The organism is Luteibacter anthropi, assembly GCF_023699965.1.
GTDB lineage: Bacteria > Pseudomonadota > Gammaproteobacteria > Xanthomonadales > Rhodanobacteraceae > Luteibacter > Luteibacter anthropi.
Window position 1 is genome coordinate 4922618 of the sequence record NZ_CP077072.1, and the last position, 22420, is coordinate 4945037.

General features: G+C 66.0%; 24 protein-coding genes, 1 tRNA gene and 1 other RNA gene. 6 read left to right on the forward strand and 20 right to left on the reverse strand.

The window, feature by feature from the left end:
* Positions 1 to 15: 15 nt before the first annotated feature.
* The 11 genes from KR767_RS21095 to KR767_RS21145 form a co-directional block, all read right to left on the reverse strand.
* The gene (locus KR767_RS21095) at positions 16 to 981 is read right to left on the reverse strand and encodes a PIG-L deacetylase family protein (RefSeq protein ID WP_250877678.1); all 966 of its coding nucleotides are present in this window, start codon (positions 979 to 981) and stop codon (positions 16 to 18) included.
* A gap of 59 nt (positions 982 to 1040) precedes the next feature.
* Positions 1041 to 1979 (reverse strand): DNA polymerase III subunit delta', encoded by a 939-nt coding sequence (gene holB, locus KR767_RS21100; RefSeq protein WP_250877679.1) that lies wholly within the window; start codon positions 1977 to 1979, stop codon positions 1041 to 1043.
* A gap of 73 nt (positions 1980 to 2052) precedes the next feature.
* Positions 2053 to 3084 carry an endolytic transglycosylase MltG gene (mltG, locus tag KR767_RS21105; protein WP_250877680.1) on the reverse strand — a complete coding sequence of 344 codons (1032 nt, stop codon included), beginning with the start codon at positions 3082 to 3084 and terminating at the stop codon, positions 2053 to 2055.
* Complete coding sequence (pabC, locus tag KR767_RS21110) at positions 3081 to 3914, reverse strand: aminodeoxychorismate lyase (protein WP_250877681.1); 834 nt, start codon at positions 3912 to 3914, stop codon at positions 3081 to 3083. The genes mltG and pabC overlap by 4 nt, the downstream gene beginning before the upstream one ends.
* A complete protein-coding gene (locus KR767_RS21115; protein ID WP_425602711.1) occupies positions 3911 to 5257 on the reverse strand; it encodes an aminodeoxychorismate synthase component I in 1347 nt (448 codons plus the stop codon). Before KR767_RS21115 ends, pabC begins: the two co-directional genes overlap by 4 nt.
* Positions 5258 to 5259: 2 nt before the next feature.
* Complete coding sequence (gene fabF / locus KR767_RS21120; protein WP_250877682.1) at positions 5260 to 6558, reverse strand: beta-ketoacyl-ACP synthase II; 1299 nt, start codon at positions 6556 to 6558, stop codon at positions 5260 to 5262.
* Positions 6559 to 6707: 149 nt separating this feature from the next.
* Positions 6708 to 6947: an acyl carrier protein gene (gene acpP, locus KR767_RS21125; protein WP_045827801.1), complete on the reverse strand. Its 240-nt coding sequence runs from the start codon at positions 6945 to 6947 to the stop codon at positions 6708 to 6710.
* 190 nt (positions 6948 to 7137) lie between these two features.
* Positions 7138 to 7881: a 3-oxoacyl-ACP reductase FabG gene (fabG, locus tag KR767_RS21130; protein WP_250877683.1), complete on the reverse strand. Its 744-nt coding sequence runs from the start codon at positions 7879 to 7881 to the stop codon at positions 7138 to 7140.
* Between the two features lie 27 nt (positions 7882 to 7908).
* On the reverse strand, positions 7909 to 8850 hold the full coding sequence (gene fabD, locus KR767_RS21135; protein WP_250877684.1) for an ACP S-malonyltransferase: 942 nt from the start codon (positions 8848 to 8850) through the stop codon (positions 7909 to 7911).
* Positions 8851 to 8994: 144 nt separating this feature from the next.
* On the reverse strand, positions 8995 to 9189 hold the full coding sequence (gene rpmF / locus KR767_RS21140) for a 50S ribosomal protein L32 (RefSeq protein WP_144910343.1): 195 nt from the start codon (positions 9187 to 9189) through the stop codon (positions 8995 to 8997).
* 18 nt (positions 9190 to 9207) lie between these two features.
* On the reverse strand, positions 9208 to 9726 hold the full coding sequence (locus KR767_RS21145) for a YceD family protein (RefSeq protein ID WP_166947088.1): 519 nt from the start codon (positions 9724 to 9726) through the stop codon (positions 9208 to 9210).
* A 145-nt stretch (positions 9727 to 9871) separates the two neighbouring features.
* On the opposite strand from KR767_RS21145, the gene KR767_RS21150 reads away from it, so the two are divergent.
* Both KR767_RS21150 and KR767_RS21155 read left to right on the forward strand, forming a co-directional pair.
* A complete protein-coding gene (locus KR767_RS21150; protein WP_166947089.1) occupies positions 9872 to 10318 on the forward strand; it encodes a hypothetical protein in 447 nt (148 codons plus the stop codon).
* On the forward strand, positions 10315 to 10905 hold the full coding sequence (locus KR767_RS21155) for a Maf family protein (protein WP_250879197.1): 591 nt from the start codon (positions 10315 to 10317) through the stop codon (positions 10903 to 10905). The genes KR767_RS21150 and KR767_RS21155 overlap by 4 nt, the downstream gene beginning before the upstream one ends.
* An 8-nt stretch (positions 10906 to 10913) precedes the next feature.
* Here the strand turns inward: KR767_RS21155 and KR767_RS21160 are convergent, their stop codons facing one another.
* Complete coding sequence (locus KR767_RS21160; RefSeq protein ID WP_250877685.1) at positions 10914 to 12419, reverse strand: glycosyltransferase family 39 protein; 1506 nt, start codon at positions 12417 to 12419, stop codon at positions 10914 to 10916.
* Positions 12420 to 12535: 116 nt separating this feature from the next.
* On the opposite strand from KR767_RS21160, the gene KR767_RS21165 reads away from it, so the two are divergent.
* Genes KR767_RS21165 through KR767_RS21180 form a run of 4 tightly spaced genes read left to right on the forward strand, consistent with a single transcriptional unit; the run spans position 12536 to position 17035 of the window.
* A complete protein-coding gene (locus KR767_RS21165) occupies positions 12536 to 13477 on the forward strand; it encodes an AAA family ATPase (protein WP_166947091.1) in 942 nt (313 codons plus the stop codon).
* The gene (locus KR767_RS21170) at positions 13477 to 14427 is read left to right on the forward strand and encodes a DUF58 domain-containing protein (RefSeq protein WP_250877686.1); all 951 of its coding nucleotides are present in this window, start codon (positions 13477 to 13479) and stop codon (positions 14425 to 14427) included. The genes KR767_RS21165 and KR767_RS21170 overlap by 1 nt, the downstream gene beginning before the upstream one ends.
* Complete coding sequence (locus tag KR767_RS21175) at positions 14424 to 16406, forward strand: transglutaminase TgpA family protein (RefSeq protein ID WP_250877687.1); 1983 nt, start codon at positions 14424 to 14426, stop codon at positions 16404 to 16406. Before KR767_RS21170 ends, KR767_RS21175 begins: the two co-directional genes overlap by 4 nt.
* A gap of 44 nt (positions 16407 to 16450) precedes the next feature.
* Positions 16451 to 17035: a Slp family lipoprotein gene (locus tag KR767_RS21180; protein ID WP_166947094.1), complete on the forward strand. Its 585-nt coding sequence runs from the start codon at positions 16451 to 16453 to the stop codon at positions 17033 to 17035.
* Positions 17036 to 17182: 147 nt separating this feature from the next.
* Here the strand turns inward: KR767_RS21180 and KR767_RS21185 are convergent, their stop codons facing one another.
* The 8 genes from KR767_RS21185 to KR767_RS21220 all read right to left on the reverse strand — a co-directional run bounded on the left by KR767_RS21185 (position 17183) and on the right by KR767_RS21220 (position 22396).
* Positions 17183 to 17527, reverse strand: coding sequence for a histidine triad nucleotide-binding protein (locus KR767_RS21185; RefSeq protein ID WP_250877688.1), 345 nt, complete (start codon positions 17525 to 17527; stop codon positions 17183 to 17185).
* 17 nt (positions 17528 to 17544) lie between these two features.
* Positions 17545 to 18147, reverse strand: a complete 603-nt coding sequence (recR, locus tag KR767_RS21190) for a recombination mediator RecR (protein ID WP_166947096.1) — start codon at positions 18145 to 18147, stop codon at positions 17545 to 17547.
* A 10-nt stretch (positions 18148 to 18157) separates the two neighbouring features.
* Entirely contained in the window at positions 18158 to 18481 is a 324-nt protein-coding gene (locus KR767_RS21195; RefSeq protein WP_166947097.1) for a YbaB/EbfC family nucleoid-associated protein, read from the reverse strand.
* Positions 18478 to 20181: a DNA polymerase III subunit gamma/tau gene (gene dnaX, locus KR767_RS21200; RefSeq protein ID WP_250877689.1), complete on the reverse strand. Its 1704-nt coding sequence runs from the start codon at positions 20179 to 20181 to the stop codon at positions 18478 to 18480. The genes KR767_RS21195 and dnaX overlap by 4 nt, the downstream gene beginning before the upstream one ends.
* A gap of 77 nt (positions 20182 to 20258) precedes the next feature.
* Positions 20259 to 20355: signal recognition particle sRNA small type (gene ffs / locus KR767_RS21205), an RNA gene on the reverse strand.
* Positions 20356 to 20637: 282 nt separating this feature from the next.
* Positions 20638 to 20728 (reverse strand) — tRNA-Ser (locus tag KR767_RS21210).
* 190 nt (positions 20729 to 20918) lie between these two features.
* Entirely contained in the window at positions 20919 to 21677 is a 759-nt protein-coding gene (locus KR767_RS21215; protein WP_166947099.1) for an MBL fold metallo-hydrolase, read from the reverse strand.
* Positions 21674 to 22396: a 3-deoxy-D-manno-octulosonic acid kinase gene (locus KR767_RS21220; RefSeq protein WP_166947100.1), complete on the reverse strand. Its 723-nt coding sequence runs from the start codon at positions 22394 to 22396 to the stop codon at positions 21674 to 21676. The genes KR767_RS21215 and KR767_RS21220 overlap by 4 nt, the downstream gene beginning before the upstream one ends.
* Between the last annotated feature and the right edge of the window lie 24 nt (positions 22397 to 22420).

Consider the following 22420-nt stretch of genomic DNA (forward strand, 5'->3'; position numbering starts at 1 on the left):
ATGCCCGCATCCTAGCTAGGCCGGCTCCCGCGCCACAAGCCCGGAAGCCGCGTCATCGCGACACGCCCAGCCATAATGGTCGTGAATCCATGGAGTTGCGAGATCGGCCGTCAGCTTGACGAAGGCCGGGCCGGGCACCTGACGCAACGGCAGCCACCAGGCGCCCTCCCGATGAGCCAGTGGCGCCTTGTGCCAGGGCCAGACCACGCTACCCTCCCCGTCCGCCAGCAACAGGCGCAGACGCATCCGGGCCAGGTGGCCGGGGCGCCACGGCAATCGCAGGGCAGCCCCGCCCGTCGCGGGCCTCGCAGGACCGAAGCACTCGGGGCGTCCGGCCATGGCCAGCATGCGGCGCTCGCTGAGGATGAGCTGGGAGCGGTGTTCGCGCATGGCCGCAAGGCGGATGTCCCGGCTGCCGGCACTGGCGCCCGGCTCGTCGAACGTCATCCGGTGCCCCCCATCGCTCCGGCCGTGCACCATGTAGGTCAGCACCCGGGCAGGGCTGCCTGCTTCCCAGAGGGCCAGCCGGGCAAGCACATGGGCTGCGCCATGGTCGGGATGGCTGTCGGCCAGGTCGGGCATGACCACCAGGTCGGGCCGCACCCGGAGGATCACGTCGCGGACGGCATGGACGGCCGGCCCGTGCCGGAAACGAAGCGCATCGGTAAGCCCCATGTCGGGCCAGCCAAGGGCATGCAGTTGCGACTCCCCCAGCCCCAGTCGGGCCACGGCGGCCAATACCTCGCCCCGACGGCGACGTCCCCAGCTTGCCCTGTCCTTCGCCCGGATGAAGACGCGGCGCTCTTCCCAGCGCTGGGGCCAGGGATTGTTGTCACCGTCGGTAAGCAGCAGCACATCGGCCGAACCGCCCTGCATAAGTACATGCCGGATCAGCGCCCCGGCACCGAGGGTTTCGTCATCGGGATGGGGCGCAACCACCAGCAGGCGGGTCCGCGCATCGATGGCAGGAGCAGGTGTCACGGTAGGGCCTTCATGAAAGCGCAGGCCCGAATAGCGCCGGGAACGACGTCAAGGAGACGTCAACGCCACGCGGCGATCAGTTCGAGCAGGACCAGGTCGGTCCGCAAGGGACCACGCAGGGCCTCGCGGGCCCGGTTGGCCTTGCCGTACCAGGCGTCCAGCGTCTCGTCGTCCAGCCGGCTTTCCAGCGGAGCGGCCGAGCCGGAGGCCCGGGAACGGAGTTCGTCGGTGGCCGCCTGGGCAGCGAACCACAGGTAGCGCTGGGGATCGGCGGCCTGCCAGCGCTTGATGACTTCCATCGCATCGCCGCGACCGGAGGCCAGTGCCTTCAGGTCGTTGCGCACCTCGGTGCGCTGCTTCAGGGCACCATCGGTAGCCCAGGCGCGGGCCATGCCAGGATTGCCGCCGGCCGCGTCCAGGGCCGCCACCGGATCGGGGGTGCTCAGCGAGCGCAGCCAGGCCAGGGATTGCTCGCGGGTGGGCACCATGAAGTCGATGCGCTGGCAGCGACTGCGGATCGTGGCGGGCAGGCGCGCTGGTTCGTCGGCCACCAGCACCAGCAAGGTGGCCGGCGTGGGTTCTTCCAGCGTCTTGAGCAGCGCGTTGGCGGCGGCGGCGTTCATGGCATCGGCTGGATCGATGGTGGCCACCTGCCAGCCACCGAACTGGCTGACCATGGCCAACTGCTGGGACAGCTCGCGTATCTGGTCGACCACGATCTCGCTACGGGTGGCGCCGTCCTTGCGCAGGCCGAAGGACAGTGAGATCACGTCGGGATGGGTACCCGCGGCGATCAGCTGGCAGCTGCGACAGGTGCCACAGGCTTCGCCGTCCTCCGTGGGATGCTGGCAGAGCAGCCCCTTCACGAAGGCAGCCAGGAATTCGCGCTTGCCCAGCCCGGCCGGCCCGGCCAGCAGCAAGGCATGCGGCAGGGCATCCCGCTGCCGGCGTGACTGGAGTCGCGCCCAGGCGTCGGCATGCCACGGACGTGCGATCACGCGACAGCTCCCATCGACAGGCCTGCCGGATCGGCAGCGTCGAGGACGAAGAATCGGCCACGCAGGGTATCGGTCACTTGCATCGCTTCAGCTGGTAGCAGGCCACGGCCCGGTTGTGTTCGTCGAGGGTAGCGGAGAAGACGTGGCTACCATCGCCACGGGCGACGAAATAAAGCTCCTTGCCATCGGCCGGATGCAGCGCCGCCAGGATTGCCGGTCGCCCCGGAAGGGCGATGGGCGTCGGCGGCAGGCCGACCCGGGTGTACGTATTGTACGGGGTGTCCGTGGTGAGGTCGCTCTTGTGGATGTTGCCCGTGTACGAGGCGCCCATGCCGTAGATCACCGACGGATCGGTCTGCAGCAGCATGCGCTGTTCCAGCCGGCGCACGAAGACGCCGGCAATGCGCGGCCGCTCGTCCGCCCTGCCCGTCTCCTTCTCCACGATGGAAGCGAGAATCAGCGCCTCGTATGGCGACGCCAGCGGCAGGTCCTTCGCCCTGCCCGGCCATGCGCCATACAGGAACTTGTCCATCGCCGCGCGGGCGCGCTTGAGGATGGCCGACTCCTTGTCGCCTTTCACGTAGGCGTAGGTTTCGGGCAGGAAGCGTCCTTCCGGGTCTTCACCCTCGGTGCCGAGGCGCTTCATCAGTTCAGTGGTGTCGACGTCAGCGAGGTCGTGATCGATGGTGGGCACGGCATCCAGCGCGCGACGCAGGTCGGCAAAGCTCCAGCCATCGACGATGGTGAAGTAACGCTGCAAGACCTTGCCATTGGCCATGTCGCCGATGAGATCCCGAGGCGTCATGCCTGCACGCAGCGCGTACTCGCCGGCATGCAGTCGTCCCGAGGCCTGCATCTGGAATGCCAGTGCGCGCCAGTACAGGTCGGAGTTGCGGGTGATGCCACGCTCACGCAGCGCGCCCACGATGTCCTTGAACGACATGCCACGGGCCACCTCGATGCTCTGCCCCGGCCCGGGCACGGCCAGTGGGCTTCGCGCAAAACGCGCCCAGTCGTACCAAAGCCAGCCACCGGCGGCGATGGCCGCGATGAGCACTGTCAGCAGGGCGACCCGCCAGGCGACGAGTCCACGAACCTTGATCACGTGTCAGATCCTTCATTCCAGGGCAACGACAGCCCGAGATCGCGCCAGTGTGTCTGCAAGGCGCGGGTCAGCGGACCGGGCGACCAGGTACGGCCGGCAAATGCCCGAACGGGAAGGATGCCGCGAACCGCCGACGTGAGGAAGACCTCGTCGGCCTTGACCAGCTGTTCCAGCGAGACCGCTTCCACCCGCACCTGACGGCACGCCATGACTTCGGCCCGGGCTACGCCAGCCACGCCGCAGCGATCGACAGGCGGCGTCACGAAGCGCCCGTCCAGCACGACGAACATATTGGCAGCGGTAGCGCTGATCACATTGCCGGAGAGATCGCGCATCAGGCCTTCGCTGCGCGACGCATCGGACCATTCGGCCCGCGCCAGCACCTGCTCCAGTCGATTGAGATGCTTCATGCCCGCCAGCAGGGGCTGGTCGCCGTAGCGCGTGTCGCAAAGGCGGATCGCAATACCCTGCTCATACGCCGCCCTATCCAGCACCAGGGGCGACGACGCCACGACGATTGTCTGCCGGGGCTCGGCAGGCAAGGCGTATCCACGCTCGCCCGGGCCACGACTCAGGGTGATCCGCACGACGGCGTCATCGAGCCCGTCGCAAAGCCGCATCACTTCCGCGTGCAGTCGTTTTTCGTCGGGATGTGCCAGATGAAGACGTGCGCACCCGTCATGCAGGCGCGACAGGTGCCGATGCCACAACGGTGCGTTTCCATGATGGACGCGAACCGTCTCGAACAGGCCATCGCCATAGGTGAAGCCGCGATCGGTGGCACTTACCATCTCCGCGTCGATGAAGTTCACCGAACGACGCATCGTCATGCCACACCAAATATGCGCAGCAGGCCGCGCGCCTTGGCGCGGGTTTCATCCAGTTCTTTTTCTGGCACCGAGTCGGTGACGATGCCCGCACCGGCGCGAAGGGATACCGTCTTGCCTTCCGCCGTGAGCGTTCGGATCAGGATGTTCAGATCCATGTCGCCGTTGTTGTCGAGATAACCGAAGGCTCCCGTATAGGCACCGCGAGGCTCGTTCTCGATGTCGCCGATGATCTGCATGCAACGGACTTTCGGGCAGCCCGTGATGGTGCCGCCGGGAAAGGTTGCAGCGATGACGTCGCCCGGTGTCACGCCTTCGCGCGCGCGGCCGCGCACATTGGACACGATGTGATGAACGTGTGCGTAGCTTTCCACCACCATCAGTTCATCGACCTTCACGCTACCCGGCACGCTCACGCGGCCGAGATCGTTGCGCTCCAGGTCGATGAGCATGACGTGCTCCGCGCGCTCCTTCGGATGCGCGGTGAGTTCGCGGATGCGCGCCGCATCATCGTCGCCGGGAAGGCGCGGGCGCGTACCGGCAATAGGTCGCGTCTGGAGTACGCCATCGCGGGATTCCACGAGACGCTCCGGTGACGAACTGACGATGGCCCAGCCGGGACGTTGCAGCATGCCGGCAAAGGGCGCGGGATTCGCGCTGCGCAATGCGCGCATGAGTGCCGCAGGCCTGGGAGCTTCTTCAAAACGGGCCACCCAGCGGCGCGACAGGTTTACCTGGAAAACGTCGCCCGCACGAAGGTGTTCGCGGATGCGCCGCACGCCATCGATGAAATGTCCGGGTTCGTCTTCGTCCACGACGACCGGCAAGGGAAGATACAGGTCGGGCAACGACTGGTCGATGTCGGCTTCAAGCCGGTCGAGCCATGCCTCTTCGCCTTCTTCGGCGATCAGGATGGTGAGCCCTTCGACATGATCGACGATCGCCGCAGCGGGTGTGCGGAGGGCGCAGGCCACGGGAACCTCCCCGCGACTGCGTGGCAATGCAAGCGACGGCTCGATCTGGCCAACCACCTCGTAACCGAGATAGACAAACCAGCCACCATGGAATGGCAGGCCGTCATCCACGCGCGGACGATGCAGCGATGACCACCGGCCATCGAGCGCGGCAAGGAAACTGCCGTCGACGGACTGGCCCTGCTCATCCACGAGCGAACCATCGTCGCGCAACGTCAGCGAGGCGTCGCCGCCGGCAAAAAGGATGTCGAAGCGTGCCTGCGGCGTACCGGTCACGGCACTGGCCAGCAGGGCTGGATAGCGCTCCGGATATGACGCGGCCGGCGCGAGGAGATCGCGCCGGCCGGCCAGGGTTCGCGTAACGAAAGCCAACGTCAGGCGCGACGGAAGACGAGCGTACCGTTGGTGCCGCCGAAACCGAAGGAGTTGGACATGGCGACCTGGAGGTCGGCCTTTTCCGCCTTGTTCGGCACGAGGTCCATGCCCAGCGCCGCGACTTCCGGATCGACGTTTTCGAGGTTCATCGTCGGCGGGATGATGCCGTCGCGAAGCGCCAGGATCGAGAAGATGGCTTCCACGCCGCCGGCCGCACCCAGCAGGTGACCGGTCACCGACTTGGTGGAGCTGACCGCGAACTGCCCCTTCTTCGTGGCGTGTTCGCCGAAGACGTTGCGGATGGCCTTGGCTTCGCCAAGGTCGCCTACCGGCGTGGACGTGCCGTGCGCGTTTACGTACTGCACGTCTTCCGGCTTGAGGCCGGCATCGTGCAGCGCGTTGCGCATGGCCAGTTCGGCGCCGTCACCGCTGGGTGCGGTGATGTGGTACGCGTCGCCGCTCATGCCGAAGCCGACGATCTCGGCAAGGATGTTGGCACCGCGCGTCTTGGCGAATTCGTACTCCTCGAGCATCAGCATGCCGGCGCCGTTCGACAGCAGGAAGCCGTCGCGATCGGTGTCCCACGGACGGCTGGCGTGCGTCGGATCGTCGTTGCGCGTGGACATGGCCTTGGCTGAGCAGAAGCCCGCCATGGCCGTCGGCGTGGTGGCGAATTCCGCACCGCCTGCCAGCATCGCGTCGGCATCGCCGTACTGGATGAGGCGCATGGCCATGCCGATGTTGTGCGCGGCCGTGGTGCATGCAGACACAAGAGCGATGTTCGGGCCCTTCATGCCGAGATAAATCGACAGGTTGCCGGCCACCATGTTGATGATGGAGCTGGGCACGAAGAACGGGGACACCTTGCGGGGGCCCTTGTCGCGCAGTTCGACCGACGTAGCTTCGATGGTGTGCAGGCCACCGATACCGGCGCCGGCTGCAATGCCGATGCGACCGGCGTTTTCGTCGGTGACCTTCAGGCCCGACTGACGGAACGCATGCACGCCCGCGACGATGCCGTAGTGGATGAACGGATCCATCCGCTTGAAGTCCTTGGCGATGGAGCGCCTTTCATCGTCCGGCGCATCGGTGCCTGCGAAATAGGCTTCCACAGGATCGAAATCGCGAACTTCGCCAGCGATGTTCGTGGCGTACTTGCTCCAGTCGACGCCCTCGAGGGGCTGGATGGGTGCAATACCGCTCACACCATCGACGACATTCTTCCAGGCGGTGGCGAGATCGTTGCCGACCGGCGACAGGATACCCATGCCGGTCACTACCACACGTCGCTTACTCATGTGCTCTCATCCTTTGTTGCTTCCGCGCAACCATACGCGAGCGCAGGTTACGAAATGCGGAAACGAAAACTGCGCCATGATGGCGCAGCTTCCGTGTCGCTCGGAGATCGACGGGAGGCCATGCCTCCGATCGACGACCATTGGTACGATCAGGCCTTGACGTGAGCCTTGATGTAATCGACAGCCTGCTGGACCGTCGTGATCTTCTCGGCTTCTTCGTCCGGGATCTCGCACTCGAATTCTTCTTCGAGGGCCATCACGAGCTCGACGGTATCGAGCGAGTCGGCGCCCAGATCGTCCACGAACGAGGCGTTCGCAGTGACTTCATCTTCCTTGACGCCCAGCTGTTCAACGACGATCTTCTTGACGCGCTCTTCGATGGTGCTCATGTTGCCTTAACCTCCCGAGGGGAAAATCCGGCGGCATTGTAGTGGCTGAGGCATCGGCCCGCCAACACGCCGCCGTGACGTGGATAACGCCCGGACCAAGATGACACCGGACGCGAAATGACGATTGTCTCTCAAAAATGGGCCGGTGGCGACACCCCCGGCCCACGCCGCCCCGTGGGGCGGGTGCCCGTCAGGGCATGTACATGCCGCCGTTGACGTGCAGCGTCTCACCGGTGATGTACTTCGCCGCCGGAGACGCCAGGAAGGCCACGGCCTCGGCGATGTCTTCGCTCTGGCCCAGGTGGCCCAGGGCGATACCCGACAGGAGCGCCTCGCGCTGCTCTTCGGGCAGGGCACGGGTCATGTCGGTGTCGATGAAGCCGGGCGCCACCACGTTCACGGTGATGCCGCGCGAACCAATCTCACGGGCCAGCGATTTCGAGAAGGCGATGATGCCGGCCTTGGCGGCGGCATAGTTGGCCTGTCCCGGATTGCCGGTGACGCCGACGACCGAGGCGATGCTGATGATGCGACCCTTGCGGGCCTTCATCATGCCGCGCATGACGGCCTTCGATGCACGGAACACCGAGGTGAGGTTGGTATCCATGATGGCGCTCCAGTCCTCTTCCTTCATGCGCATGAGGAGCTGGTCGCGGGTGATGCCCGCATTGTTCACGAGGATGGATACGGCGCCGGATTCCTTGCCGATCGCATCGATCAGTGCATCGATGGATGCGCCGTCGGTGACGTTCAGCATGCGCCCGTGTCCGCCGTGCGGAGCAAGACGCTCGCCGATGGCCTGCGCACCGCTTTCGCTGGTGGCAGTGCCATACACGGTGGCGCCGAGGGCAGCGAGGCGATCGGCGATCGCGGCACCGATGCCGCGGCTCGCACCGGTGACCAGGGCGACTTCACCCTTGAGGGAATGGGTCATGGGAGTTTCCTTGCGGATGAAAGGGGGTCAGCCAGCCACGGCGGCGTCGAGTTCGGCGGGGGCGCCGATCGCCTTCGCCTCGACCGACTTGTCGATGCGCTTGATAAGGCCCGCGAGCACCTTGCCCGGACCGCATTCCAGCGCCTGGGTGATGCCGTTTGCAGCCAGGGCCTGCACGCATTCGGTCCAGCGCACCGGCAGGTAGAGCTGGCGCTGCAAGGCGCCACGGATATCGTCGAGCGAGGCATGCACTTTCGCATCGGCATTCTGCACGACGGGGATCAAAGGCATCGTCCACTCGATGGCGGCCATCCGTTCGCCAAGGCGGTCGGCGGCATCACGCATGAGCATGGAATGCGAGGGCACGGACACGGCAAGCTTCACGGCCTTCTTCACACCCAGCTCGGCCAGGCGAGCCAGTGCGCGATCCACGGCCTCGGCATGACCGGCGATGACGAGCTGCCCGGGGGAATTGAAATTGGCCGGGGCCACGATCTGGCCCTGGGCGACTTCTTCGCAGACCTGGGCGATCTGGGCATCGTCACCGCCAAGGATGGCGGCCATGGCACCCACGCCCGCCGGCACGGCGGCCTGCATGAGGCGGCCGCGCTCGGCGACGAGGCCGGCGGCATCCCTCAGGGAAATGGCGCCGGCGGCGACGAGGGCGCTGTATTCGCCCAGGCTGTGACCCGACAGATAGGCCGGCCGCTGACCGCCCTGCTTCAGGTACACACGCCACACGGCCACGCTGACGGCCAGCAGGGCCGGCTGCGTGTTCTCGGTGCTGTTGAGTTTTTCTTCGGGGCCGTTCTGGCTGATGTCCCAGAGATCGACACCCGCCCCTTCCGACGCCTCGTCGAAGGTGGCTTTGACTTCGGGGTGGGCAGCGGCCAGGTCGGCGAGCATGCCGACGGACTGCGAACCCTGGCCAGGGAAGACGATGGCGAGCGAGGCGCTGGTTGGGGACATGCGTAGCGGTTCCGGGGACTTCAAACCGCGCATGGTGCCAGCAACCCATGGGCGAATGCACCATTCGCGTGGGTTTGGTGGCTTTCAGAAACGCAAAACGGCGCGTTTCCGCGCCGTTTGCCGAATCGTCCCTTTACGGGAAGATCAGTCTTCGACTTCCACCGCACCGCGGGTGTCGATGACCTTCTTGCCGCGGTAGTAGCCATCCTTGGTCACGTGGTGACGCAGGTGGACTTCACCGCTGGTCGGGTCGGTCGACAGCTGAACGGTCTTCAGCGCGTCGTGCGAACGGCGCATGCCGCGGGTGGACGGGGTCTTGCGGCTCTTGGCAACGGCCATGGCGAATCTCCAGCGAAATTACTTCTTCATGAGTTCGCGGAGCGCCGCGAACGGGTTTTCTGTCGTTTCCGACGGCGGGACTTCGTCCTCGTCGGGTCCAGTCGTATCTTCGGGCAACTCGTAGTCCGGATTGACCGGAACCAGGGGCAGCGCCAAAAGCAGTTCATCTTCGATCGTGGCCAGCGGATCCAGCTTGCCGTCCTGCTCGAGCAGAAGCGGTTCGTAGCCGGGCGGAAGCGAGGCTTCCTCACGCTCTTCGACGATCAGCCCAAGGCGGGTGTCGACCTCCACCGGAAGCGCGAAGGGCTCCAGCGAACGTTGGCACACCAGCATGAGCGTTGCCCGGGCACGCACCGCCACATAGGCGACACTGAGTTCGTCCCGACCGAAATCGAGCTCATAGGTTACGTCACCCTCGGGCGACGCGACCACCTCGCCGAGGCGCCTGAGCGCCGACACGGGGAGCTGACCCTGGAACGAACGCCGCGCACGAACTTCGCGCCAAGCGTCCACGGACGATGGCAAAGTCACGGACATAATCGCGAAATGGTAGGCACCAACATCCCTGAAGTCAACCGGTTAGGCCGGTCAAAGGTACTTTTGCGCCTTTTGGCGGCTATCGGGCAGACTCTTTGCCCGGCCGGCAGTTTGCCGTAGCGCGCCCCCAGGGGGAAGAGGCAGCGTGTTTTCCTTTGTTTATTATGCACTTGTGGCCGCCATCCTGGTGACCCTGGCTTTCTGCGCCTGGGTGTTCCGCCATCAGCGCATCCGGCGACGCCGCGGCGCCCTGCAGGACCTCCACGACCACGCCGACCGCCTGGAAGCCGATCTCAAGGATTGTCGCGACCGGCTACAGCGTGCCCACGCCGTGATGTCCACCCACCCCGAACTGCCCGCCAGCGGCGAGGTGGAGGCCCGGCAGGCCGTAGATTCTGGCCTGCGCGCCCTGCTCAGCCAACGCCTTTGGATCCGCGACAAGGCGCCTGCCGCCAGCCAGCGCGAACTCGACGATGCAGTGAACGCGCTGGTTCGCGCCCGCGAGCGCCTGGAACCACGCCTGCGCGCCCTCGACGATGCGCAGGCGGCCCTCGATACTGCCGTGCGCGAACACATCCACAGGGACTTCTGATCTTGGCCACGCCCCCGACCGTCATCCTGGCTTCCACGTCGCACTATCGCGCCGGCCTGCTCCGCCGCGTGCTCGAACACTTCGAACAGGCCTCACCGGGCACCGACGAGGATCACCGTATCGACGAAGCCCCCGCCGCACGCGCCGCGCGCCTGGCCGAAGCCAAGGCGCGGGCGGTGGCATCGTCACGACCGGGGGCCGTGGTGATCGGCTCCGACCAGGTCGCCGACCTGGCCGGCACGGTGCTCGACAAGCCGGGCACCGTGCATGCCGCGCATCGCCAGCTGGCCGCCAGCTCGGGGCGCGAGGTGATCTTCCACACTGCCGTGTGCGTCATCGACGCCCAGGGCCACGCCCTGCTGCATCTGGACGAAACACGCGTGAGTTTCCGAGAGCTGACCCAGGCGGACATCGAGCGTTACGTCGAACGCGAACGACCGCTCGATTGCGCAGGCAGCTTCAAGTGCGAGGGCCTGGGCATCGCGTTGTTCGAGAAGATCGTCAACGAGGACCCGACCGCCCTCGTGGGCCTGCCGTTGATCGCTACCTCGCGACTGCTGCGCAAGGCTGGCATCCCCCTGCCCTAGATCGCCACTCAGCGGCTGGACGCGCGCCAGGCGGCCATCCATACGATGCACTGGTCGGGCGGCCCGGCATCGGATCGTGCGGCGCGGGCCCTGGCTTCATACAGCGCGATGCGACGACGTCCGTCGAACAGGTCGGCTCTTGCCAGCGGCCGGATGATCTCGACCCGCGAACAGATCGAATCCAGCCAGGCTTTCGTTTCGCGCTCGCGCAGGGCGGTTTCGTCCACTGCCAGTAGTAGCCGCTTTCCGGCCTGACCATGCAAGGCCGATTCATCGAGGCGCCAGCTGGCAAGTTGCGGTGCCCGTCCGTGCTTGACGTTGAGTGGACTGTCCAGCGAATAGATGGCGCGCGGGCCACCGAGCTCGAAGCGCAGTTCCGCCGCGAGCATGAAGTTGTCGGCCACCACCAGCGCGCCGCTGTCATGCAGCAGTTCGTTGCGCACGAGTGTGCCGCTTTCACGCCAGCCGGTGAAGTTCGACGGAAAAGCCTTTGCATTGGCAAGCACCCGTGCGCCATCCGTAGAGGCCGCCAGCCCGAGGTAGACGAATCCGCCACACAGTCCTGCAAATGCCAGCGCAAATCCCACGACGGCAAATCGTCGCCACGCGCGCCCCGCTCCGGCCAGTTGCGCGGGCAGCACGGCACACAGCAACAGATAGCCCGGCAACGGCCAGTGCGCACGGAAACGAAGATCGTCGGCAAAAAGGCCCAGCACGAAGTAGCCGATGATGAAGGTACCCGCGATGACTGCCACCAGGTCGCCTGGTGCACGCTCACGTCCCACCCATGCACGCCACAACGACCACAGCAGTACCACCCAGGCCAGTGGCGTGCATGCAATGGCCTGCTCCAGCGGCTGCACCAGCGCATCCGCATGGAAGCTCCACGGGTTGCGCTCTACCAGCTGAAACGCAACGCCCGCGCCGTGCGATTGCAGGTTGTAGAGAAGAATGGGAACGAGCCCCAGCGTTGCGATACCCAGCGCAAGCCACAGCCCGCTGTTGCGCCAGCAGGCCCTGCCCCGCGGTGTAGCCAGGAGAAACACGAGGCCCGCCAGCATGGCCATGGCCGCGCGATAGTGCGTGGCCCATGCAAGCGCCAGCCCCAGGCCGAGCGCAATCCAGTCATTCCAGCCGTCGCGATCCAGCGCATTCGCAAGCCCCTGCGCTGCCAGGAGGATCGCGAAGGTCAGTGGCACATCCGGCAACGCCAGCACACCGAGACTGCCCGCCAGCGGCAGGCAAAGGGCGAGCATGCCGGCCTGCCAGCCGGCAACATCCCCGCCATGGGTGCGTGCCAGCGCGCGTACCTGCCACGGAATCACCGCCCCGATGAGCAGGAACGGCAGACGCATGGCAAACAGGCCATGGCCGAAGACCAGCTCGGAGATGCCGATAAGCCATGCCGTCATCGGCGGCAGGTCGCTATAGCCCCACGCAGGCGAGAGACTTTCCTGCCAGTAGAAGGCTTCGTCACCAAACGGCGACAACAGGCATGCGATCACCCATCGCACGACGAAGGTCGAAACGAACAGGATGAGGAATGCGCCTCGCCAGGCGCTCGCAGGCGCCGCTACACTCGACCGCTCACCCATCGACAGGACCCGCCCCCGGGGCGCACGTTCCGATCATGTCAGCTACGACTCCGCTCAACGATGAAATGCTCCGGCATCGTCTCGATGCCGCGCTTGCGCAGGTCAATGGCGTACTGCTGGGCAAACCCCGACAGGTGAAACTCGCCTTTGCATGCCTGCTGGCCGGTGGCCACCTGCTGCTGGAAGACGTACCCGGCGTCGGCAAGACCACGCTGGCACATGCACTGGCCGCCACCTTCGACCTCGATTTCCAGCGTATCCAGTTCACCAGCGACCTGCTTCCTTCCGACATTATCGGGGTCAGCGTCTACGAACGGGAGACCGCCGAGTTCCGCTTCCACCCGGGCCCCATTTTCACCAGCCTGCTGCTCGCCGACGAGATCAACCGCGCCACGCCGAAATCGCAGAGCGCCCTGCTCGAAGCCATGGCGGAAGGCCAGGTCACCGTCGACGGCACGACGCATACCCTGCCCCGGCCCTTCTTCGTCGTCGCCACGCAAAACCCTCTCGATCTGGCGGGCACCTTTCCTCTGCCCGACTCGCAGCTCGACCGCTTCATGCTCCGCCTCAGCCTGGACTACCCCGACCCGGTCGCCGAGCGTGCACTGCTGACCGGCGAGGACCGCCGCGACATGATGGGTCATCTCAAGCCCCGCCTCGATGCTGCCTCCATCGCCCAACTGCATGCTGCCGTCCCCGCGGTCACCGCCAGCGGCAGCCTGCTGGATTACCTCCAGGCCCTGCTGGGTGCCAGCCGCAAGCACAACGAAGTGCGAGTAGGCCTGTCACCACGCGCCGGTCTTGCCCTGCTGGCGGCATCGCGCAGCTGGGCGCTGCTCAGCGGGCGTACCTACGTTATCCCGGAAGATGTGCAGGCCGTGTTCGTACCGGCGGCAGCCCATCGCCTGGTACCAGCCCGCAGTGCCCACCGCGAGGCCATTGCCCGCGCCATCCTCGCCGATACCGCGGTGCCCTGATGAACCGGCGCGGCCTGCTTGCCTGGGCGGAGCGACGCCTGCCGTCGCTTACCCGGTTGCGTGCACGGGAGCCGCTGCCCATCCATCTGCATCGTCGGCGCATCTATATCGTGCCGACGGGGTTTGGCATCGGCTTCTCGGTGCTGCTGGCCGTGATGCTGGTCGGCGCGCTCAACTACACGAACAACGCAGCGCTGATGCTGACCTGCCTGCTGGGCGCCGCCGCCGTGGGCAGCATGCTGGTGGCCTTTCGCACCCTCAACGGCCTGGTCATCGGCAGCCTGCGCTCGGACAGCGTCCACGCCGGTGAACCGGTGCGGGTGTCGCTGGACGTCTCGGCGTCGCAACGTACCCGGACCGCCATACGGCTGGATGTGGAGGGCAAGGAACACGTCTTCACCGTGCATCCGGGGAAGCCCGTCCCTGCCGAATTCCAGCTCGACACGTCCTTTCGTGGCTGGCAGCCCCTGCCGCGCATGCGGCTGCATACCCGCTGGCCCATGGGACTGTTCCGTGCCTGGAGCTGGCTGCATCCCGAGCGTGCCGTCCTGGTATACCCGCGTCCGGAGGCCTTCGGACCGGCGCCGGCCGTTCCCAGTGGTGATGCCGATCGCGGTCGCCCCCGACCCGGTGACGAGCTGGCGGCGCTGCGCGAATACCGCGCGGGCGACCCGCGCCGGCAGATCGCCTGGAAGCTGAGCGCCCGTCATCATGGCCTGCTGGTCAAGGATCTCGAACAGCCCGCGCCTCGCGAAGACTGGCGCCTGGACTGGGACGCCATGCACGGACTCGACGACGAATCGCGCATCGCCCGCCTGGCTCGCTGGGTGGATGAGGCCCGTGACACCGGCAGGCGCTGGAGCCTGCGCCTGCCCGATGCCTTCTTCGATATCGCCCAGGGCGACGAGCATTACCACCGCTGCATGACGGCCCTTGCCCTGCACCCATGATCGGATTGTTCCGCTCCCGCCCATCCCCCAGTGAGCCGACGATCGGCCGACACGCGTTCGATCTGTTGTGTCTCACCATGGGCTTCGTGCTGCTCGTGCACGCAGCGCATCTTCCGTGGTGGCTGACCGCCGGACTCGGCATCGTGCTGTTTCTTCGCTGGCAGCATCGACGCAGCGGAGGTGGCAAGGTTACGGCGCTGATCCGGGTTCCCCTGCTCGCGCTGCTGCTGGGCGGCATCATCGCGCATTACGGCACGCTGTTCGGGCGCGATCCAGGTAGCGCCTTCGCGGTGGGGCTGCTGGTACTGAAGCTCCTGGAAAGCGAGCGCCTGCGCGATGCGAGGGTCGGCATCGCGTTTGCCTGCTTCGGACTGATGAGTGCCCTGCTCTTCGACCAGGGACTCATCGCCAGTGCCTTCGTCAGCCTCGGACTGCTACCCGCCCTGGCGACGCTACGATTGCTCGAAGACCCTGACGCAGACACCCATCGATGGAGCGCCGCATGGCAACCCGTCGTACTCGCCCTGCTCGCCTCGGTGCCGCTGGCGGTCTTTGCATTCTTGTTCGTTCCACGCCTCGGCAGTCCGTTATGGGGCACGCCTGACAGCGGCCAGGCCACGACGGGACTCTCCGGGCGCCTGTCGCCGGGCAACATGCTCGACCTGATGACCGACGATACGCCGGCACTGCGGGTCACCTTCGACGGAACACCGCCGGCCAATAACCAGCGCTATTTCCGCGCCTACACCATGCAGTTTTTCGACGGCACCGAGTGGACGCCGGGATCGCGTGCAACCCGACGACCACCTGCTGCCGCCGACTACGGGCACCGCATCGCTTACCACGCATCGATCGAACCGACTCACGATCGCATCGTCCCGATGCTGGACCTGCCGACCATGGCTCCGCAGGATGCCGTGCTGCGCCCGGATCACACCGTGCTTGCGAATCGTCGCATCGACGACGTGATGAACATCGCAGCGATGTCCGCCACCGACTATCGCTTCGAATCCTCGCTGGACGACGGCGTACGGCAGGACAACCTGCAACTGCCTCTGCGTACAGGGCCCAAGGCACGCGAACTCGCAAGTTCATGGGCCCAACGCTTCGGCAGCGACCACGCCGCCATCGTGCAAGCGGCACTGGCCCTGTTTCACGACAGCTTCTCTTACACGCTCGCCCCCGATCCCCTGGGCGCCGATCGCATCGACGATTTTCTTTTCCAGACAAAGGCAGGCTACTGCGAGCACTTTGCGTCGAGTTTTACCTTCCTCATGCGTGCCGCCGGCATACCCGCGCGTGTCGTCACGGGATATCAGGGTGGCTACTGGAACAGCAGCGCCGCTTATCTGCTGGTGCGTCGTTCGGACGCACATGCGTGGTCGGAAGTCTGGCTCGAAGGACGAGGCTGGGTCCGCGTGGATCCCACCGCCGCCGTTCGCCCCGAACGGGTCGAGCTCGGCGCAGCTGCGGCAGCGGGAAGCCAGCGCGATGGATGGCTGGATATCGGCTGGATTCGCAACTTGCGGAACCGCTGGGATGTCGTCAACCAATGGTGGAACCGGGGCGTTATCGGCTTCGACAGCTTGCGTCAGCAGAGCCTGCTCCAACCCTTCGGAGTCGACCGCGCCGACGTGACCGACCTGGCCGTGGTCCTGGCCATCGGTTGCTCGCTGCTGGTCGCCATCGCCCTGGGCTGGGCGGTCTTCCAGCGACGTGAAGGCGACGCACTGGATGCGTGGATGCGACGTCTCGAGCGCAAGCTCGCACGGGCTGGCGTCGTTCGTCGAACCGGTGAAGGTCCGAAGCATTTCCTCGCCCGCGCGGCCCGCGCCCTGCCAGCCCAGCGAAATGCCTTGGAAAGGTTGAACGAGCTTTACTTGCGGTCGCGCTACGCCCACGACGAACCGCCGCCTGAATCGATCAGAGCATTCGGACACGCGGTAAGGGAATTAAGTGCGCGCCGCGTGGTCAAATAAGGGGCATGGCGTCGGCCGTGCCCGGTGCCTCTGGGAGATGTGACATGTCCATGTTCAAACCGCTGGCTCTTGCCGCCGCGACTCTGGCTCTTGGCGCCTGCGCCACGGTGCCGCAGCCGCTGCAGGGCCAGTTCAACGATGTATCCACCGCCGGCGCCCAGCAAGGCGGCGCCCCCGGTGCCAAGGTCCGCTGGGGCGGTGAGATCATCAAGACGGAGCCGGGTCCGCAGCAGACCTGCTTCTACGTGCTCTCCGAACCGCTCGACAGCGAAGCCCGCCCCACTGCCAGCAAGCAGGACACCCAGGGCCGCTTCGTGGCCTGCCGTGATGGCTTCTACGATCCGGAAGTATTCGTCCGTGGTCGGGAGATCACCGTCACCGGTACGCTGCATGGCGCCATCACGCAGAAGGTCGGCGATTTCGACTACGCCTATCCGCGCGTCGAGGCCGATGTGGTCTACCTGTGGCCGAAGCGCGTTCCGGTGAACCGCTACCCGCCAGGCTTCTACGACCCGTTCTGGGGTCCGGGCTGGGGCCCGGGCTGGGGTCCGTACTACGGCCCGTGGGGCGATCCGTTCTGGTACCGCCCACGCACGATCATCGTGCCGCGACCGGTTCCGCATCGCTGATCGATCCGCAAGAAAAAGCCGGCGAAAGCCGGCTTTTTCTTTGCTGTTTCTGTAGGAGCGCGCCTTGCGCGCGACCGGGTGTGCGGGAATGATCAAGTACATCGCAACACCCGGTCGCGCGCGAGGCGCGTTCCTACAAATGCCGGGTCAGCCCGGTGGCCAGGTCATCTGGCGGCCCGCCAGCAGATGCACATGGATGTGATACACCGTCTGTCCACCGTGCGAGTTGGTGTTGATCACCGTGCGGTAGCCATCCTTCGCAAAACCCTGCTCCCTGGCGTACTCCGCCGCCGCAAGCAGCAGCTTGCCGAGCAGTTCGGCATCCGCCGGCGCCGCATCATCGAGCGTGGCGATCGCACGCTTCGGTATAAAGAGCACGTGCACCGGAGCCTGCGGATTGAGATCGACGAAGCCCAGCACGTCATCGTTTTCAAAAACGATGTTGGCTGGAATGTCGCGGCGGATGATCTTGGCGAAAATGGTATCGGTCATGCGGGTTCCTTGCGTATTCAACCAAGCGACTGGCGGCTGCCGAACGCATGCGCCAGCGTGCCCCTGTCGACGAATTCCAGCTCGCCGCCAAGCGGCACGCCATGAGCCAGGCGCGTGGCGCGGATGCCCGCCGCCTTCGCCAGCTGCCCGATGTAGTGCGCGGTGGCTTCGCCTTCCACGGTCGGATTGGTGGCGATGATCATTTCCTCCACCTCTCCTTCCGCCAGGCGTTCGACAAGCAGCGGAAGGCCCAGCTCGTCCGGACCCAGCCCATCCAGCGGCGACAGGCGGCCGAGCAACACGAAGTAGTGTCCGCGATAGCCCGTGGCCTGCTCGATGGCGGCGAGATCCGAAGGCGACTCCACGATGCACAGCACCTGCTTGTCGCGGCTGCTGCTGGCGCAGAGCGAGCACACCGGCGTCTCGCTGAAATTGCGGCAACGCGTGCAGTTGCCCACGTCACGCATCGCCGTTTCCAGTGCGGATGCCAGGCGCATGCCTCCCTGCCGCTCGCGTTCGAGCAGGTGGAAGGCCATGCGCTGGGCACTCTTCGCACCGACCCCCGGCAGGCAGCGCAGGGCATCGATGAGTTCGCCGAGCAGTCGGGAGCCGTTGCTCATCGACGTATCTTCAGAACGGCATCTTGAAGCCGGCGGGCAGGTTCAGCCCGGCGGTGACGCCACCCAGACGGCTACGACTGAGTTCGGCGATCTTGTTCACGGCATCGTTGATCGCAGCGGCGACCAGGTCTTCGGCCATCTCCGCATCGTCGGCGAAGGCCTGGCGATCGATGTGCACCGAGCGCACTTCGTGCCCACCGGACATCGTGACGGTGACCAGGCCGCCACCCGCGCTGCCGGTGACTTCCGTCTTCGCCAGTTCTTCCTGCGCACGCTTCATTTCGTCCTGCATGCGCTGGGCCTGCTGCATCAGCTGACCGATTTGACCTTTCATGTTCCTGGCTCCACGGGTTTGATCGATTGGGGGATGACGCGCGCGTCGAATTCGCGCTTGAGCGTCTGTACGAGCGGATCGGCCTCCATGGAGGCCTCCGCATTGGCCTGGGCATCGCTGGCGGCCTGTGCACGGCGCTCGGCCGGCGTGGCGAGGTTGCCTGCGGCAGCGTTGCCGCCGGCGTCGGCGACGAAGCGGAAGCGCACGCGGTGACCCAGGGCCTGCGAGACTTTTTCTTCCATCTGGCTGGTGAGCGGTTCCACCGCCAGATGCATGTGCGAGGGCTGCAGCGCCAGCACCATCGATTCGCCTTCGATGCCGCGCAGCGAGCAGTTCTGCGCCAGCTGGCCGATGGGGCCGCGCAGGTTGGCACGCTCCACCACGTCATGCCAGTCGGGCAGGCCGTCCGGACCGGTCGCCAGGGGGCGTGGGGGTGCGGCCGGAGCGGGTGCGGAGACCGGAGCCGCAGCGACCGGCGCGGGCGCCGGAGGCGCCTGCCGCTGAGCGGGTGCAGGGGCGGGGGCTGGCGCGGCGACGGGGGCGGCACGTGACGGAGCCGCCGCTACGGCGGGTACGGCCCTTGGCGCGGGCGCCGGAGGTGCGCTGACGGACGCATCGGATTCCGAGGGGCGGAATGCGTACATGCGCAGCAGCACCATCTCGAAGCCGATGCGCGCATCGGGTGCCATCGGCAGTTCGCGACGGCCCGAGGTGGCGATCTGGTAATAGAGCTGGACGTCTTCCGGCGTGAGGCGTTCGGCCAGGCTGGCCAGCCCCTCGTCGCTTTCCTCGCCCCGGTAGCCCGGCACGAGCTGCATGAGCTGGATGCGATGAAGCACGGTCGCCAGATCATCGAGCACGCCGCCGAAGTCGGGCGAGAACGAGGCGATGCGGTCGGATTCGGCCATCAGCGCCGCGCCGTCGCCCGCGGCGAGGGCTTCGAGCACACCCAGCACCTGTCCGCGCTCGACGCTGCCGAGCATGGCGCGCACGTCGCCGGCACGCAGCGCGCCGCCGCCATAGGCAATGGCCTGGTCCAGCAGCGACAGGCCGTCGCGCAACGAGCCGTCGGCCGCATGGGCCAGCTCCACGATGGCCTCATCCTCGAACTCGATGGCCTCGGCACCGAGGATGTGGCGCATCTGCCCGGAAATCTGCTCGGGCAGCAGGCGCTTCAGGTTGAACTTCAGGCAGCGCGACAGCACCGTCACCGGCAGTTTCTGCGGGTCGGTGGTGGCCAGCAGGAATTTCACGTGCGGCGGCGGCTCTTCAAGCGTCTTCAGCAACGCATTGAATGCCGGCTTGGAGAGCATGTGCACCTCGTCGACGAGGTAGACCTTGAAGCGACCGCGGGAAGGCGCGTACTGCGCGTTCTCGATCACCTCGCGGACGTCGTCGACACCGGTGTTGCTGGCCGCGTCGATTTCCAGCAGGTCGACGAAGCGCCCTGCATCGACAGCCGTGCAGACGGCGCACTCACCACAGGGATCAGCCGATTCGCCCCGTTCGCAGTTGAGCGACTTGGCGAAGATACGGGCGATGGTGGTCTTGCCGACACCTCGCGTACCCGTGAACAGGTAGGCATGGTGCATGCGACCGGAGTCGAGCGCGTTGGTAAGCGCACGGACCACGTGTTCCTGCCCGACCAGTTCGGAGAACTTGCGCGGGCGCCACTTGCGGGCGAGGACCTGATAGGACATGCGGATTACCTTGGGACGACTGTCGATTGTGCCAAGGACCGGGGTCGGGCGAAAGCTTGCGCCTGAAAAGGCGATGACCCTGCCAGCCACACCCCGGCACCCGAGTCGTCCGCTACCGTTGCTTCCTTCCGGACCTGGCGGGATTTACGGACTATCGTCGCGGGGGGACCGACAGGGTCACCATAAAGACGGTAGTTCTGTTTACTGCTCGCTTCGCATCGCTGGGCTTTGCTCGCTTCGCATTGCAAAAAAGCAGGTTGCTCTGACCTTTAGCGCCGGGCGGGATTGCTCGGGCTATCCTGCCCTCGCCCCTTCGCTTCGCTACGGGGTCGGCCTGCGGCCGACCGAATTTGTTCCAGACAAATTCGTCGAACCCGCGCGGGTTCAAATCCCGCCCCTCAGGCTGCGGCTCCGTTTGGCGGAATCGCGGACTGTGGGAAGCCTTGATCTTGCAAGTGGCGGAGAGGGCGGGATTCGAACCCGCGATACGCTATTAACGTATACACACTTTCCAGGCGTGCTCCTTAAACCACTCGGACACCTCTCCGCACTGGTACAGCTTCTTCCTTGCCGGAATCCTGCCCGACAAAGAAGCGGAAGGATAACGGGAGCGTGGCGGGGACACAAGCGTTTGGCGCTTCGGGTTTGTTCGGGTTATCGCGTTACCGGTCGCGCGCAAGCACGCTCCTACAGGGCCTAGCCTTGTAGGAGCGCGCCTGCGCGCGACCGGAATAACCTCAACCCGCATCTCCCCGCGTGGCATGTGGCTCAGGCAACCCCAGCCTCTCCCCCGGATGCGCAATGCGATACCCCCGCCCCTCCAGCGTCTCACCGTCACCGACACTGCCGTAGTGGTACAGCGCCATGCGCGAACGCATCTCGTCGGGATATTCCCGCTCCAGATCATCCACGCCGGTGTGCGACGGATTGCCGATCACCCCGCAATCGTGGGCTACCAGCTCGCCATGGGCGCCATGGATCGCCAGCGCCTCGGGCACGGGCCGCGTGTCACCCGTGAAAACGAAGCTCCCGCGCAGGGCCAGGCCGTACGAAGTGCCCTGGACGTGGTGGCGCGTGGGAAAGACATCGAACCAGAGACCCTCGTGCCAGAAACCCCGGGTAAAGGGCACCAGATGAAAGGCCTCCCAGTAATTGACGCCGCCCTCGGCGAGGGCGCCAGGGTAGTCGGCCACCCTGCCCTGCAACCATGGCAGCAGCCCGGCATGCAGGTAGACCCTGGTGCGACCGCGGAGCGCCTCATCGAACCACAGGCGGAAGAACAGGCGTTCCATGCCTGCCACGTGGTCCATATGGGTATGTGTGATGTACAGCGCCGACGGAGGCGCGCCGTAAGTGGCCACGTAGCGATCCAGCGTGTCGGGACCGCAGTCGACCAGCAGCAGCGGTTGTCCATCACGCTCGACCACCACGGCCGACGAGCCCAGTTCCACCGCATGGGCGGCGCCCGTACCCAGAAAATGCAGATGCCAGCTCACGACAGGCTCCGTTCGTATGCGGCCACAAGTGCGGGCCAGAGCACCGCATCGAAGGTGTCGCCTCCTTCGGCAGCCCCTACTTTCACCAGCGAACGCCGCAGGCGTGACAGGTTGCCCTGGCGCCAGCCGGCAGCCGGGCTGCGCAGGCGGCCCTTGTCGAAATCGATGAGATGCAGGCCCTGCGCGTTCACGAGGATATTGTGTGCGTTGAGGTCCGCATGCCACACGCCCTCGCGATGAAAGCGTGCCACGAGCTCGCCTGCCCTTGCCGCAAGCGCTTCGTTGAAACCGCCCTGGGCGACCTTTTCGGCAAGCGTGACCGCATCGGGAATGCGCAAGGTGATGAGGTCGGCCGAATAGCGCAGGCCATGCCGGAGATACCGCGCAGCCACGGGCGGCGATATGGGCAGGCCCCTGCGCTCCAGTTCCACGAGCAGGCGGAATTCACGCTCGCTGCGGGTACGCTGGCGCCCGGTGAACAGATAGCGATCGCCCAGCAGGGCGGCCACCATGCCACCGCGCCGATAATGGCGAAGCACCGCCTCGCCAGCCGGTGAATCGATGATGGCCACGCCGCCGCGACCACCGGCCTGGGTGCGCAGCAGACCGCGCTCCCGCCAGTACTCCGGCGAAAACCAGTCGTGGCCGACTTGAGCTGTACGGGCCGCGTCGAACAGAATCGCTCCGTCCGCAGCCTCCATTACGCGATGGTCTGTCATTGTCGGGCCGCCCATCATGGCGGC

Coding starts and splice junctions, on each gene's coding strand:
- pabC (WP_250877681.1), bottom strand. CDS start 3,914: ATGACGATGCGTCGTTCGGTGAACTTCATCGACGCGGAGATGGTAAGT.
- fabF (WP_250877682.1), bottom strand. CDS start 6,558: ATGAGTAAGCGACGTGTGGTAGTGACCGGCATGGGTATCCTGTCGCCG.
- acpP (WP_045827801.1), bottom strand. CDS start 6,947: ATGAGCACCATCGAAGAGCGCGTCAAGAAGATCGTCGTTGAACAGCTG.
- fabG (WP_250877683.1), bottom strand. CDS start 7,881: ATGACCCATTCCCTCAAGGGTGAAGTCGCCCTGGTCACCGGTGCGAGC.
- fabD (WP_250877684.1), bottom strand. CDS start 8,850: ATGTCCCCAACCAGCGCCTCGCTCGCCATCGTCTTCCCTGGCCAGGGT.
- rpmF (WP_144910343.1), bottom strand. CDS start 9,189: ATGGCCGTTGCCAAGAGCCGCAAGACCCCGTCCACCCGCGGCATGCGC.
- KR767_RS21145 (WP_166947088.1), bottom strand. CDS start 9,726: ATGTCCGTGACTTTGCCATCGTCCGTGGACGCTTGGCGCGAAGTTCGT.
- KR767_RS21165 (WP_166947091.1), top strand. CDS start 12,536: ATGTCAGCTACGACTCCGCTCAACGATGAAATGCTCCGGCATCGTCTC.
- KR767_RS21170 (WP_250877686.1), top strand. CDS start 13,477: ATGAACCGGCGCGGCCTGCTTGCCTGGGCGGAGCGACGCCTGCCGTCG.
- KR767_RS21175 (WP_250877687.1), top strand. CDS start 14,424: ATGATCGGATTGTTCCGCTCCCGCCCATCCCCCAGTGAGCCGACGATC.
- KR767_RS21180 (WP_166947094.1), top strand. CDS start 16,451: ATGTCCATGTTCAAACCGCTGGCTCTTGCCGCCGCGACTCTGGCTCTT.
- KR767_RS21185 (WP_250877688.1), bottom strand. CDS start 17,527: ATGACCGATACCATTTTCGCCAAGATCATCCGCCGCGACATTCCAGCC.
- recR (WP_166947096.1), bottom strand. CDS start 18,147: ATGAGCAACGGCTCCCGACTGCTCGGCGAACTCATCGATGCCCTGCGC.
- KR767_RS21195 (WP_166947097.1), bottom strand. CDS start 18,481: ATGAAAGGTCAAATCGGTCAGCTGATGCAGCAGGCCCAGCGCATGCAG.
- dnaX (WP_250877689.1), bottom strand. CDS start 20,181: ATGTCCTATCAGGTCCTCGCCCGCAAGTGGCGCCCGCGCAAGTTCTCC.
- KR767_RS21220 (WP_166947100.1), bottom strand. CDS start 22,396: ATGACAGACCATCGCGTAATGGAGGCTGCGGACGGAGCGATTCTGTTC.